The sequence below is a fragment of the Pseudanabaena sp. SR411 genome (assembly GCF_002251945.1).
Classification (GTDB): Bacteria; Cyanobacteriota; Cyanobacteriia; order Pseudanabaenales; family Pseudanabaenaceae; genus Pseudanabaena.
In genome coordinates, this window is record NZ_NDHW01000162.1 from 1 (window position 1) to 13,941 (window position 13,941).

Here is a 13,941-nt window from a genome sequence, read left to right on the forward strand (position 1 = left end):
GGCAAAACATTAGGAGATATCACTAATCAGCTAGAGCAGTTTTTTGAATCCAGTCAATTTCTCTCAAAAATACAATTACGAAAAACACTGGATTTTATCTTTTCATTAATTCACTGATCTTATAGCGGGAAGGGAGTAAGATAGAGAGGTTCGGCTTCGTTGTACTTTCCTTGCAATTTATATAGTAATGCGAGATTGTTAAGATTGGATGCGACATCGGGATGGTCTACTCCTAATTGGCGTTCCCTTATTTCGAGTGATCGCAAAAAGAGAGGTTCGGCTTCGTTGTACTTTCCTTGCGATTTGTAAAGTAATGCGAGGTTGTTGAGACTGGTAGCGACAAGTGGATGCTCTGCTCCTAGTTGTCGTTCCCATATTTCAAGTGATCGTAGATAGAGAGGTTCAGCTTCGCTGTACTTCCCTTGAAATGTATAAAGTTGTGAGAGATTATTTAGGCTTTGGGCGACATCGGGATGGTCTGATCCTAGGGCATGTTCCCTGATTTCGAGTGAGCGCAGATAGAGAAGTTCTGCTTCGCTGTACTTCCCTTGTGATTTGTAAAGTAATGCGAGATTGTTGAGACTAGTAGCGATAAGTGGATGGTCTACTCCTAGTTGTCGTTCCCATATTTCAAGTGATCGCAAAAAGAGAGGTTCGGCTTCGCTGTACTTCCCTTGATCTACATAAATTCCTGCAAGATTGTTGAGACTTTGAGCGATATCGGGATGGTCTGCTTGTAGTTGACATCTCCTGACTTCGAGCGATCTCAAATGCAGAGATTCAGCTTCGCTATACTTCCCTTGTAATTTGTAAAGTTCTGCAAGATTGTTAAGACTGGTGGCGACTTCGGGATGGTCTCCACCCAAACGTAATTCTGTAGATTTGAGGCAATTTTGATATGGAATTAAGGCTAAAGTATATAATCCTTGACCGCTATAAAATCTAGCAATTCCCACAAATGCCCAAATTAAATCAACTTCAGGGTAGGGAATATCATCCAACATTTCGCGTCCGAGTATCTCTAAATGAGGAATCGCAGGCGCAACTTCCTTAACTTGATCAAGGGTGAGCGTTTGTCCGATTACTCTAGAAATATTCAGCAGTGATACCGCCACCTGTAGCCGCAGAGTTTGCCATTCAGGATGTTGTTGTAATTGAAACTGAAAATATTCCCGCAAAAGCTGATGCAATCCATACACACCCTGTTGCGTCCGTTCTAACAAATGCAGATTTAGCAACTCATCATCGCGACAAGTCTCCAAATCTTCCTCATCCACATCACCCATCGCATCTATGACCCACTGCCAATGAATCGGCGCAAGTGCAAACAACGACAGCAAACAGGCAAGTCTTTGCGCCCCCTCAGACAATTCTTGCCAACTCAGATCGAACGCCGCCGCCACATTTAGCTTTGCTGTCATCTCTGCCAAAGCCCGTCTTTGCGTATCAGTTAAAGCCTCCTGCTGTAACTTCTTTTCTTCTAAACGCTCCTGCATCTTCGCAATCAACAGATCGGGCTTCCTTGCCAAATACCGCCCCACCAACTCGATCGCTAAAGGCAACCGCCCCAACCATTCACAAAGCTTCTCGATTTCTGCATCACTCCCTCGACGCGGATCGGTATCAGGCAAAAACGACTTTAGCAAATCCACCGCTGCATCCAACACCAACACATCTAAAGTGTATTGCTGCATTGCATCTCCCAACCCAAATCGCGTCGTTGCCAACACCCGAAATTTACCATTCTGAGGCGGCAAAAATGGCTTCACTTCGTCAAAACTTTTCACATTATCCAAAACCACCAACATCTCCCCCTCCACCCTTTCCAAGAGCCGCCGCCAGCAATGCCCCGCTAACTTCTCGCCACTATCCAATCCATCGGGCATATTTTCGCCAAGCTGCACTTGCACAAAATCCTGTAACTGGGTCGGCAAAGTCCCCTCATTCCCCCGCAACCAACAGATCCCGCCGCCATAATCCGTCAATAGATGCCGTAGCGCATATTGCAGAGCAAGCTCTGACTTCCCCACCCCGCCCATGCCCTTGACAAAAGCAGACACCGCTACCCTCTGATTTTTCTGCAAAAGTTCATGCACCTTTGCTAGATCTTCATCTCGTCCCGTAAAAAAAGTCACATTAGTCTGTGGCAAATTGATCAAGCTTCCCGCTCGCTTTGCCTCCTGAATAATTTGGGTGTAGTTGTTGAAAGTGCCGATATTCACTGCACTCCCTTCCAGAGCGACGATACCAACTTTGTCAGCCAGCTTATTCGGCTCATGATGAATCTCTTGGGAGATATTGATATCAGCATCTCCCAAGAGATTCACATTCTCCAGCCCTGTTTGTTTGTTGGTCATCAGTTTAGGGGAAATAACGATACATTTCTTTGCGATGCAAAACACGAACGAATGCGACAACGCTCTTATCTAAATACAAACCAAGCCGAAAATCACCGATCCGAATACGATAATAGCCAACATGACCTTGAATAGATTTTACATTTGCAACTGAAAGCAAACTGCTAGCATTCTCCACCTCTTCGATCGCAGCGCGAATCCGTTCTAAAACCTTCCGATCCTTAATATCGCGTAAGTCCTGCTTAAAAGTTTTACGAAACTCGACCTGCATACTTAACCTTCCAGTAAGGCAAAAATTTCATCCCGTCCCACATTTTCGCTGTCCTTACCTTCAGCGATCGCTCTAGCCATCGCCACATCCTCCATTACCTCATAAATTAATTCAGCCAAAAGATCGCGCTCCTGCGTAAACATTTCGCGCAATAACTCCTTGAGCAAAGGTCGTAAATCTTGAGCTTCGAGCATAGCAATCACCTACATATTGAATGTTTGAATATCAACCTTGCCACCATCTTGAACCACCATACCAATCTTTTCAGCAAGCTTGTTAGGATTCTCAGATTTTGACTGGCTCAATTGCGATCGCACCTCCTCAACCTTCGCCGCTAGTTCTTGATTGCTGGATAGTAGCGATCGCACCGCATCCAATAACTTCACCACTTCAGGATCACTCGCATCATTTGCGATCGGCTCTAAATCAATCACCGCTTGCTGGATATCAATTTCTTGCTCCGCCTCCAACAACTTCACAGTTTGCGTATCAGGAGCCTTACGCTTCAACATCGCCAATAATTTTTGAGCGAGATTACCCGTCCCGTCAGTAATATTTTCACCAACCTTAGTCAACGAACCCGAACCAATAATTGTCAATATCCCAATTACAATTGCTGCGATCGGCTCCATATTTGCACCACGAGTTTACCAATATTTTAATTTTACATCAGCACTTACTAAGCTTTCTGTTATGGCTGTAGTCACTCTAGTTAAGACATAAAACCAAAAGAAGAGTTGCGGCGCTTCGCGCCGCAACTCTTCTTTTGGTTTTGATTCTTGTCTTTATTCGTTGTAGCGCAGCAAAGCCGCGCCATAAACCATTTCTTCTTTACTTTGCAGTCTTGAACGATCGCATAAATTTTTGAAGTTGTCGGCTTTCTAGTTCGAGAACACGACGAGCAAAATCGCGATCACGATCTAGAAAAGCATCAAAGGCATCCACAGGAACCGCCAAAATTCGCGTAACCTCACTTTCAGCGATGATTGTATTTTGGGAATCACTATGGGCTAAAACCTCTAGCTCATCTAGAGTTTGCCCAGACTTGAGATGCTCAACACGCATTACCTCACCCTGCGAATAGAAATTAATCTTCGCTGAACCAGTGATTACCAGCAACAACTCACGACAAGTATCACCTGCTTCTGTAATCACTTCATTAGTCGTAAAGGATCTCACCTCAGCGCGATCGGCAAGCCCTACCAACGTTTCACCATGCATCCGATGGAAGAAATCGCTATTAAAGAGATGCGCTACTTTCTCCAACATCGGAAATGCTGTGAGCGGTGGGGAACTCTCAGACAGTGAGAGTACGATCTTAGCCGTCTCCTGCACTAAGCTCGAAGATTGCAGACTGTAATTACGAGCGATCGCCTTACTTTGCTCAAGATTCAGTTGCGCGGTGATATACAAACAAGCAGCTTGCATCAAAGGATTTTGATCATCCAGTAAAGGCTCTAGCGATCGCAAAATCTCCTCAATCGAATAATCGATTTGGCAAACAGTTGCTTGTCCCTGCGATGGATGTAAACATTGGAGCATTTCTGGAGATAAGCGATTGCTCCAGCTATCAGATTCTAAGGCTTCCACCAAAACTGCTGGCGCTAATTGCCCTAACTGTTGAGCAATTGCGATCGCATTGGCATCATGTGGGAAAGTCTCTAGAGTTCCTAAAATGGTGCGAATAATTAATTCCTTTTTGTGAGTAATGCTATCCCACAAAAGTCTCAGCACAGTCTGATGCTCTTGGATGATCGGCTGATGTAGCGATCGATAAGAGAAAATCAAAGATGGTAACTGAGCGACTAAAAACTCGGCTCTACGCAGGTTTCCTGTTTCGGGGGAAATGCCATCCAAAATCCAAGCTTCTTCCTGCGGATTAATTGCATACTGGCGACGTAAGGCTCGCACTTGAGCTGAGTTCTGCTCAAGTAAAGTATCGGAAGAGTTATCAAACTGTTGCTTTTGCAATAGCATCAATCGCTCCATTGATTTGCGATAGCCCGTCAAGCGAATTTGATTTTCTAGACTACGCTTATGATCAGGGTTTAGCAACTGTGGATCTTCGATGCCTAGTTCTTCTAGCACTTCACGGTGTTCATCATCAGTAATTCCAAGTTCTTGACGTAATTGTTGCAAGACTTCTAAACTGCTGGAGGAATCGACATATCCTTCTTCCAAGGCTTCGCGCACCACTCCTTTATAGGCAGTGTGGCGCTTTTCTCTAGTGAAGCTAGGCAAAACCTTTGCCAAAATATAAACTTCATGGGTATTCAAATCGCTGAGTGATCGCCCTTCTAAAAACTGGGAAACATTAAGTTGCAACTTCTCTAATTGCTTACGGAAGCGACTGGCTAAATTCTCTCGTGAATAAAGGTCGGGACTTCGCTGCCAAGTTTTATACACCCAAAGTGTACTGAGTAAAACTAATCCCAAGTCATAGATATATTGCCCCCAAAGTGGCATCAAAGCGACTAACGGACGACCACCAAAAATAAAGAAGAAGTTGAAAATCGTAAAGGTACAAATAGTAAAGATACGATGACGGATGATTTCTCTAGATAGCTTGAGATTGCGATCGCCACTGTAAATCCTGATCCTTTTTTCCACCCAGCGACCTAACAAATAACCAACTGCGGTAAAAACGCCCAGCGTTAAAGGTACAGCAATTAATTTGGGAATATTAATCGCTTGTCCAAATAGATAGAACCCTGCACTAAACAAGGTTGCCAATTGATCAGACTGCCTTGCCCATGCTCCAGAGAAATAATAATCCCAATTACCTGCATAGAGATAGTAATAGACAAAATAGCCAGTCACTAAACCCACATAGCCATATCTTAGAAATGATTCTTCAGGTTTGCTCAAGCCATCCCAATACACCCGCTCAGAGTCGATATCCAAACAAGGATTTTGACAGGCTACACAGGCACTTTGCTCTTTGCCATCGGGCATTACAGTTCGACACATCGATTGCGTAATCAGCTGATCGCTAGTGTGAGCACTGCTGCTAAATAGTCCCCCCGGCTCACTGTAAACGCGCTGTACAGGAGCCATCGGACAGAAGTAGTTGCACCAAGACTTACCACCATACAGATAGCCAACTGCGATCGCAGCAGCAATGGTGGTCAAGATCCAAAGTGCGAGGATTAGGCGATCGGCATTAAAAAATAAAATCCGACCGCATAGTCCTGCAAATAACCAGCCAAACTGCACGTATGGATAGTTTTTGCCTAGCCAAGAGTCGGGCTTTACCTTGGCTAACTCATAACGAACCTTGCCAGTTTTGGCATTTTCGCGTTTAAATTGACGCTGCCAACCCAAGGCGCGAGGGATTTGCGATAAAAATGAGAGTGGACAAATCCGCCGCCATACCTCATGCCCAAATACCAACAAAATGAAAATCGCCGCAGGGACAACCGCTCCCCAGAATATAGTCGTACCGATGGCATAGGGCTGTTCTACTAAGCAGTTACCTTGTACAGAGATGCAACTATCGGTTAACCGCAATGGACTCCAAGGATGATTGGGGACTGTAAATTGAGGAGTCCAAGGATCGTAAAATAATGACGCAATGATCAGTAACCAAGCGATCGTTAAGACCCAACGAATCCAATGCATTCGCCGTTCTGATACCCGTGAAAACATAAATAGTTTTTGATAAAGAATTAATACCAGAATACAAAATCCTGACTGAGTTTAGTTTCTACAGCAGCAAGTTTTACTTAGGACATAAAACCAGAAGATGAGTTGCGGCGCTTTGCGCCGCAACTCGCTTCCTAGGTTTTGGTTTGTACTAGCTAATTCTTTTTTTGCTATACAGAGCAGAGCTTTGCGCTCAAACCCAAACCTAGAAATTCTGGGAAAGTTTTGAGTCGCAAAACTTTCCCAGAATTTCTATTGGTTCGTTTAATCAGTGATTTTTGCTTACACTACTCCGACTTTGCCAGATTCCATAATTGGGTAAAACCAATGAGGACGCATCAGCATGACATTATCGATTACATGGATCACGCCATTATCAGCTTCGATATCAGCAGCTATCACCGTGGCATTATTTGCCTCGAAGCTTTCTTCGGAGACATCAAGATCAATTTGTGTGCCTTCCAAAGAAATCAACGACTTGACACCGATTAAATCTTCTTTTTTATATTTTCCTGAGACAACATGGAAGGTTAAAATCCTTGCTAGTTGAGGAATATTCTGGACTAGTGTGGTGATTGTTCCATCGGGTAATTTGGCAAAAGCATCATTAGTAGGCGCAAATACGGTGAAAGGTCCTGGACTTTGTAATGCTTCCACTAAGCTCGCAGCTGATACAGCGGTGACGAGTGTGGAGAAGGCTTCGTTACTAACAGCAATATCAACAATTGTGGGCATAGTTGGTTCCTTTTTTGGTTTTAATAACTGATTTTAAATTCAAGGAATTCCTTAGGTAGCAAAAGTCTTGGGCTGGCACGGGGGCACAGCCCCTACAGAATTCAAATTGTTCAGGTAGGGGCAATCCCCCCGTGGTTGCCCTGCCATGCTAGCAGCAGGCTTTATTTGAATTCTTACCGATAGTTCTGATCCTGAATCATCCCTATTCTGGCAGCCTTATCCATGCCATATTTAGGATTACAGAATCGATTCAATTGCCCTTCAAAATAATGGCGATTTGCCAAGAGATGTTTAGGATTAGGATCATCTAAAGGATAAAGCAACGCCGCTCTTCCCGCCTGAATTACTGCTGAGGTAACGTTGTACATCGATCGCTGAAAACTGACAGCTAACTGAATTAACATGTCATCTTCACCACGACAATGCTGTTTGTAATAGTCCACCAAATATTGTGGCAAGAAGTGGTACATATCCTGATGCAGCAATGTGGGTGGAATACCTGCGGAGCCGACGGGGAACTTATCCGCATATAAAATTCCATAGTGGAAATCATTCTGATCGTCAGGAATTTCGTGAGCTTGGGCATTGTAGGACTTCGTGCCACGGAATGGTGAAGTGCGGTAAAACACTGCCTCCACATAGGGGAAAGCAGCTTCATAGAGCCAAGTAAATCCCTTGGATTTGGGGACAATATCAATCCATTCATCACCAATCTTGACTCGGTGATAAATGGGACGACCCGCGATCGCAAAGATGCCATTTACCAAGAAATCCATCGCATCGGGAACGCCCTTAAAGCCTCCTTCATCGTAAATATCCGACATCTCAAAGAACACGGGAGCCATGATTTCCCAGAATAGTCCCAGCACCGAAGTCATGGTTGACTGACGACATTGCTCCATGAACATATCAGGAAAAAGTTTGTATAGTCCCAACATCACTGGATTATTTTTAAAGAAAGCCCGAATGGCGCGATCGGCATTCTGTTTATATTCCTCAGAATCCATGTAAGGCTCTAACTCTCCGCCCATACCACGATGCCAGAGCATCGCCCGCATACATTCTTCCGCGAACTCCATATTGATGCGATCGTGATAGAGATGATGGAATATTTTCGGAAGTTTAGCTTTGAGTTCGCCCTTTTCCATAAATTCCAGTAATTCTGGATGGGCTGTTGCCACGCCGCGCCAAATCCGCAAATCCGCATCATCGCCAGCATAGTGATTATGCAAGTCTAAATATTCTTGCGGCAGAAAATATTTAAAAGCTGGAATTGGCTCTAAAAATACTTGCTCAGCTATGTATAGCAAATCCCGCCAATAGAAATCCATTGGTACAGCATAAGCCTTGTAAAGCCCAATAATCTGCATCAGGTTTTCGGGCGTATCAGGGAGCATAGAGCCACCTGCCTCTAAACGATGGATCACCTCTGCATAGGGATGTGTAGAAGGTGGTAGTTTTGTTGCTGGTTCCGTTAAAGTAGCTGTCATCGTTGATTACCTTTTTATTTAAATGGGGGTTTCTAAAATTGATACTGAACTTGATTCTAATAAATTGACATCTTCATAAATTGCATCAATAGAAATCTGGAGATTTATACTTTGTAATTCGATCAATTCTCCTGTGGTATAGGTTTGCAGTACCCAGAACTTCTCACTACGGCGAAATATTTCTACTCGCTGTTCCCATTGGCTAATCAATACATATTCCTGTAATGATTGGAGGGTTTGATAGTGGGCAAACTTTACACCGCGATCTTTTGATTCTGTGGATTCCGATAGCACCTCAATAATGAGACAGGGATAATTTTTTTGCTTTTTATTGAAGCGATCGCGCTCATCACAAGTAACTAGAAGATCGGGGTAGTAGTAAATATTTTTTGAAGCAATGTTTAACCGCATATCTGAAGGAAATAGCTTGCAATCTTTGCCACGTAAATGATTGGCAAGGATCACAGTTAAATTAGTTGTGATATCGATGTGATCCTCACTAGCTCCAGCCATCGCATAGATCATGCCATTGACATATTCATGCTTTTCTTCTTGCTTTTCTTCCCATTGCAAATATTCATCGGCAGAGACATAGGTTTTGGGTACAGCTATCATCTTGGATCTCTCCTAAAAGCTAAGGATATTTTCTCATAGGTTGAGTATTTGCTGTTTTCATTAGCTAAGAGCGATGAGTCAGGAACGCGAGCGATGATTTGGATGGCACTGGTTTCGCTCCAGCGTACTAACCAAGATGGCTGGACACCTAAAACGAGAATCAAGACTGTCAAGATCAAAGCTGGCAACTGTTCCACTCCACTGACTTTGGGATAGTAAGCCGTATGGTTATCTAACTTACCGAAGCAAGTGCGATTGAGCAAAATTACAAAATATACAGCCGTGAGTCCAGTACCGATAATCGAGAAGATCGTGGGAATTGGGAACTTACTAAAAGTTCCTTGGAAAATTAGAAACTCGGAGATAAACCCAACTAGTCCAGGAATGCCTGCACTAGCCATGCCTCCTAAGATTAGTAAAGCGCTAGTCGTGGGTAAACCACGGATAGGATTAAGTAAACCATTAAGAACATCTAAATCCCTAGTGCCAACTTTCTCTTCAATTACACCAACTAAATAGAACAGTAGCGCCAGTACTAAACCGTGACTGACCATTTGGATGATGCCGCCGACCATGCTGAGGGGTGTAGCTGCCGCCGCCGCAAGGAGAATATAGCTCATATGTCCGATAGAGCTATAGGCAACCATGCGCTTAATGTCTTTTTGAGCGATCGCGACCATTGCACCATAGAGAATCCCTAAACCTGCCCAAATAGCGATCCAAGGCGATAGTAAAGCCCAAGCTTCAGGAAACAGACCAACACAGAAGCGGAATAAACCATAGGTTCCTAATTTCGCCACAATGCCACCGAGCATCATTACCGTTGGGGTTGTCGATTCTACATAGGCATCGGGTAGCCAAGTATGAAATGGTACGAAGGGAGCTTTAATGGTAAAACCTAGTAGTAAGACAACTAGAAGTGTGACTTGAATTTCAATTGGTAAGGTCAGGGTTTGTAAGGTTGCATAGTCAAAAATGGGCGTAGGATTGGCAGACAGCCAGCCTAAGGCAAGGAATCCAACTAAAACAAGTATCCCTGAGATGGCAGTGAAAATTAGGAATTTCATCGCCGCATAACTGCGCTGTGCGCCACCCCAGACGGCAATTACTAAATAGAGGGGAATTAGTTCTATTTCATAAAATAGGACGAATAATAGGGTGTTGGTCGAGAGAATTGCACCACTGACACCTGCATGAATTAAGAGCATTAAGACATGAAAGAGGGTGTTGCGTTCCTTGATTTGCCGATCGCAAAAACAAACGATCAACCAAGTCAGCAAACCATTCAAAACTACTAGTGGCAAAGATAGCCCATCGACTCCAAGGCTATAGTTTAAGCCAAGATTTTCTAACCAAGGCAAATTTTCTGTTAATTGAAAAGACGAAATCTTGATGTCGAATTGACGCAAGAGGATGAAATCAAGAATTAAGATCGCTGTCGCAATAATTGCCGAACCTTTTTTGACTTGATTTTGCGGGAGTAAGGCGATCGCTAAAGCCCCAATCACTGGTAGCCAAATTAAAGCACTAAGCATAGTTTTTATTCCTAAAATTAGAGATTATGTCCTCACCCCTAGCCCCTCTCCCGCAGGAGAGGGGAACAAGAAATAAGAATTTTTGCTCCCCTCTCCCATAGGGAGAGGGGGCTGGGGGGTGAGGGTCTTTATAACGCGCGATTAAATAGCAGTAAAAGTAGAACGCCAATACCAACCATGATCGTTAAGGTATAGAGCTGTAACTGACCAAAGGTGCTGTAACGCAGATTTTGACCACTAAATAGAGTTGCTAATCCAAAGAAATTACCTACGCCATCGACAAAAAAGCGATCAAACCAGTACATTCCTTTTGACACCCCATCGACTAAGCCCACAATCGTCACCTTATAGAGTTTTGGGGTATAGAAGTCATTAGCAAAGAAGCTTTGTAAGCTCTGCCAAGGTAAAGTCACAGGTTTAGGTACTTGTTGATTGAGATAGAGATATCCACCCGTGGCTAAACCTGCCAGACTGGAACTCAACAGCAACAGAGAGTTGGGACTGAAGAGTAAATTCCAATCGGTGATAACTCCCCAAGCAGTGAGCATCTGGGGAACATGGAGGACGATTCCTGCCATGATCGTCATTGGCAAAACGATTAACCATAGAGGTTCTACGGATCGCTCGGTCATCTGCTTAGGTTGTCCTCCCCAAATCAGACCGAACACGCGCATCAGGCTGAAAGCAATCAAGCCGTTAATTACTAAGATTAATTCTGCCAATGCAGGATTCTTGTCCCAAAGGTGAGAAATCAAATCAACCATCGCCCAAAATCCGCCCAATGGAGGTAAGCCGATCAAGCCGATCGCCCCAACTAAAAAGCAGATTCCCGAAACTGGGCGACGACTCCATAGCCCTCCCACTAATCTCAGGTCTTGGCTGACATTATTAGAAATAATGCTGCCCACGGACATGAGGAGCAAGGCGATCGCTAAGGCATGGGAAAAGATCAATATATAAGCACTATGGGTTTCACCAGAACCAACGGCGATAAATATCAATCCCATAAATGCACTGGTTAGATAAGATAGCGATCGCTTCACATCGATTTGGGCGATCGCGATGAGGGTCGCGCCTAAAGCTGTAGCTGCACCAACAGCAATTACAGCCTGTTGAGTCAGGGGTGATAGTGCCAAAAGTGGTTGCAATTTCACCAATACCCAAGCACCCGTAGCAACTACAACCGAATTACGCAAAATCGTACTGGGTAAAGGTCCTTCCATCGCTTCATCTAACCAAAGATGTAGGGGGAATTGAGCGCATTTGCCCATAGGTCCGACCATCAGTGCTAGGGTGACTAAGGTAATCGCAGTTGGACTGACATCTGAAGTTTTAGCCCATTCTGTCAGTTCACTAAAATTCCAAGTGCCTGTCAAGGGTAGTAAGCCGACAACACCGATTAAGAGAAATAAGTCACCAACTCGCTTGGTTAAGAAAGCATCTCTCGCCCCTGTTACTACTAATGATTGGTTGTACCATATGCCCACAAGTAGGTAAGTGCCGAGGGTCAAAATTTCTAGAACAACATAGCTGAAGAATAAAGAGTCACATAGAACAAGGGAACACATGCCTGCCTCAAAAAGTGCTAGCAGCGCATAAAATCTTCCCCAGCCCCAGTCCATTTCCATGTAACCGACCGCATAGATCTCCGCTAGTAGGTTAATCGCGGTAACTAGGACGATCGCCCCAACGGTGATCTCTGAAATCTGTAAATCAATGGTGAAGTTTAATCCTCCCACCTCTAGCCAAGGAAAAGATAACAATTTTGCTGGCTGTCCCCAAACTACAGTCAAAGCGGTGATCGCATGAACCAAAGAGCAGAGGGTCATGAAGATATTGATGTAGCCTGCTGGTCTTGGTCCAGTTTTACGAGTAATACTGGGAAACCAGATGATCGATAGCATCGCTCCTATTAAGGAATAGCAGGGTATTAGCCAGATCGTGTCCAGCCAGTTGTTTATCATAATATATCTATCTATTTACTAAAAATCATAGTTAAATTTCTATGATTATTGCAGAGATAGATCTAAATGAAAATAGGTAGCATCATCAATATTTATCTATGTATACTATAAGTAACTATACCAAAACATAAAACGGCAACGCCGTTTTATGTTTTGAGAACTCTTATTGGGTTTGGGTTTTACTGCGATTAACGAGCAACCGAATCACAAGATATTTGTTGAAAGTGTTGTTTCGCAACACTTTCAACAAATATCTTGTTTGGGCTTAGGTAAAGAGAAAGGCGGTGCTTTGCACCGCCTTTCTCTTTGCCTAAGCTCTTGTTATAGAAATTAGTAATCATCCCTAACTGCAAACGTAATCGTTTGTTTAGTTACGACATTGATCACTGTACTTGGTTCAATTACTGTCACCTGCGGTGCTGTCACATTACCAACTAGCACGGAAGCAGCCGCACCACCAAGAATATCGATGATCTGGACATTGCCACGCAACACGCCACCGAGGACTGCACCTGCGGCTCCACCAATCCCAGCATCAGTCAAAATTGAGCCTGCGCCAGTTTCGCGGGGATCTTTCATGTCATTAATCAAAGCTGATTCCGCCTGAAGTCTGACAGTTGCACCTCGACTGGTAAACCTTTGGGCGATAAACCTAGAACCTCCCTCGGCAGGTACAAACTGGCCCTCGATCACTGCCCCCGCAGGAATCAAGACTGTCCCGTTGTTTGCGGCAATGTCTTGGGCAACTAGCAAGCTTGCATCGACGGTTTCTCCCTTGTTGATATAGAGAGTATCTTGGCGATTGATTTTAGCGGCGATTGTTTGACCAGCAGGTAAACTCAAGGTCGAGCGAAACACTTGAGCAACTTGATTAGGAGTTTTGGTTTGTGAAGGTTGAGGATTAGCTAATCTGGGTTGGGCGACCTGTGATTGATATCTAGCTTGCGATCGATAACGAGGAGCCGCAGAGCTTGGACTTGCCATCAATAAAGAAGTTGCAGCTACGCTAATTAACATGCTGACAGATGAAATGGCTGCTAATTTTGAAATATGTTTAGCGCTCATAAATGCCTCTTGGGGATGCCAATAGAGTTCTATCTAGATATGACTAACTGTAATTTATTTTGTTCCAATCGCGATCGCCTTGGTCACTACAGCAATTTTCGACCAAACCTCAAAGACCTTTAAAACCCACATTCCGCTCGTAATGGAATGAGAAAAACAATTACGAAACAGGTGCAGGGAGCAAATAATAGCGTTGGCAGGTGGGAGAAAAAAACTTTAAAATATGAAGCCGAAGAGGAGACAAATTAACAACTTGAGAGAGTC

At 44.0% G+C, this 13,941-nt stretch carries 11 protein-coding genes; all 11 read right to left on the minus strand.

The window, feature by feature from the left end:
• Window positions 1-119: 119 nt before the first annotated feature.
• On the minus strand, window positions 120-2,357 hold the full coding sequence (locus tag B9G53_RS16610) for a tetratricopeptide repeat protein (RefSeq protein WP_094534240.1): 2,238 nt from the start codon (window positions 2,355-2,357) through the stop codon (window positions 120-122).
• A 4-nt stretch (window positions 2,358-2,361) separates the two neighbouring features.
• Window positions 2,362-2,628 carry a type II toxin-antitoxin system RelE/ParE family toxin gene (locus B9G53_RS16615; protein ID WP_094534242.1) on the minus strand — a complete coding sequence of 89 codons (267 nt, stop codon included), beginning with the start codon at window positions 2,626-2,628 and terminating at the stop codon, window positions 2,362-2,364.
• A 2-nt stretch (window positions 2,629-2,630) separates the two neighbouring features.
• Window positions 2,631-2,822: a hypothetical protein gene (locus B9G53_RS16620; protein ID WP_176453251.1), complete on the minus strand. Its 192-nt coding sequence runs from the start codon at window positions 2,820-2,822 to the stop codon at window positions 2,631-2,633.
• 9 nt (window positions 2,823-2,831) lie between these two features.
• Window positions 2,832-3,260 carry a hypothetical protein gene (locus tag B9G53_RS16625; RefSeq protein WP_094534244.1) on the minus strand — a complete coding sequence of 143 codons (429 nt, stop codon included), beginning with the start codon at window positions 3,258-3,260 and terminating at the stop codon, window positions 2,832-2,834.
• A 199-nt stretch (window positions 3,261-3,459) separates the two neighbouring features.
• Window positions 3,460-6,276, minus strand: coding sequence for a cyclic nucleotide-binding domain-containing protein (locus tag B9G53_RS16630; protein ID WP_094534246.1), 2,817 nt, complete (start codon window positions 6,274-6,276; stop codon window positions 3,460-3,462).
• A 279-nt stretch (window positions 6,277-6,555) separates the two neighbouring features.
• Window positions 6,556-7,008, minus strand: a complete 453-nt coding sequence (locus B9G53_RS16635) for a fasciclin domain-containing protein (RefSeq protein WP_094534248.1) — start codon at window positions 7,006-7,008, stop codon at window positions 6,556-6,558.
• Window positions 7,009-7,181: 173 nt separating this feature from the next.
• On the minus strand, window positions 7,182-8,498 hold the full coding sequence (locus tag B9G53_RS16640) for a CO2 hydration protein (RefSeq protein WP_094534250.1): 1,317 nt from the start codon (window positions 8,496-8,498) through the stop codon (window positions 7,182-7,184).
• Window positions 8,499-8,516: 18 nt separating this feature from the next.
• The gene (locus B9G53_RS16645; RefSeq protein WP_094534252.1) at window positions 8,517-9,113 is read right to left on the minus strand and encodes a Uma2 family endonuclease; all 597 of its coding nucleotides are present in this window, start codon (window positions 9,111-9,113) and stop codon (window positions 8,517-8,519) included.
• On the minus strand, window positions 9,110-10,648 hold the full coding sequence (locus tag B9G53_RS16650; protein ID WP_094534254.1) for an NADH-quinone oxidoreductase subunit M: 1,539 nt from the start codon (window positions 10,646-10,648) through the stop codon (window positions 9,110-9,112). The genes B9G53_RS16645 and B9G53_RS16650 overlap by 4 nt, the downstream gene beginning before the upstream one ends.
• A 128-nt stretch (window positions 10,649-10,776) precedes the next feature.
• Complete coding sequence (locus B9G53_RS16655; RefSeq protein WP_094534256.1) at window positions 10,777-12,612, minus strand: NAD(P)H-quinone oxidoreductase subunit F; 1,836 nt, start codon at window positions 12,610-12,612, stop codon at window positions 10,777-10,779.
• A gap of 330 nt (window positions 12,613-12,942) precedes the next feature.
• On the minus strand, window positions 12,943-13,677 hold the full coding sequence (locus tag B9G53_RS16660; protein WP_094534258.1) for a hypothetical protein: 735 nt from the start codon (window positions 13,675-13,677) through the stop codon (window positions 12,943-12,945).
• Window positions 13,678-13,941 lie beyond the last annotated feature (264 nt).

Coding starts and splice junctions, on each gene's coding strand:
- B9G53_RS16610 (WP_094534240.1), bottom strand. CDS start 2,357: ATGACCAACAAACAAACAGGGCTGGAGAATGTGAATCTCTTGGGAGAT.
- B9G53_RS16615 (WP_094534242.1), bottom strand. CDS start 2,628: ATGCAGGTCGAGTTTCGTAAAACTTTTAAGCAGGACTTACGCGATATT.
- B9G53_RS16620 (WP_176453251.1), bottom strand. CDS start 2,822: ATGCTCGAAGCTCAAGATTTACGACCTTTGCTCAAGGAGTTATTGCGC.
- B9G53_RS16625 (WP_094534244.1), bottom strand. CDS start 3,260: ATGGAGCCGATCGCAGCAATTGTAATTGGGATATTGACAATTATTGGT.
- B9G53_RS16630 (WP_094534246.1), bottom strand. CDS start 6,276: ATGTTTTCACGGGTATCAGAACGGCGAATGCATTGGATTCGTTGGGTC.
- B9G53_RS16635 (WP_094534248.1), bottom strand. CDS start 7,008: ATGCCCACAATTGTTGATATTGCTGTTAGTAACGAAGCCTTCTCCACA.
- B9G53_RS16640 (WP_094534250.1), bottom strand. CDS start 8,498: ATGACAGCTACTTTAACGGAACCAGCAACAAAACTACCACCTTCTACA.
- B9G53_RS16645 (WP_094534252.1), bottom strand. CDS start 9,113: ATGATAGCTGTACCCAAAACCTATGTCTCTGCCGATGAATATTTGCAA.
- B9G53_RS16650 (WP_094534254.1), bottom strand. CDS start 10,648: ATGCTTAGTGCTTTAATTTGGCTACCAGTGATTGGGGCTTTAGCGATC.
- B9G53_RS16655 (WP_094534256.1), bottom strand. CDS start 12,612: ATGATAAACAACTGGCTGGACACGATCTGGCTAATACCCTGCTATTCC.
- B9G53_RS16660 (WP_094534258.1), bottom strand. CDS start 13,677: ATGAGCGCTAAACATATTTCAAAATTAGCAGCCATTTCATCTGTCAGC.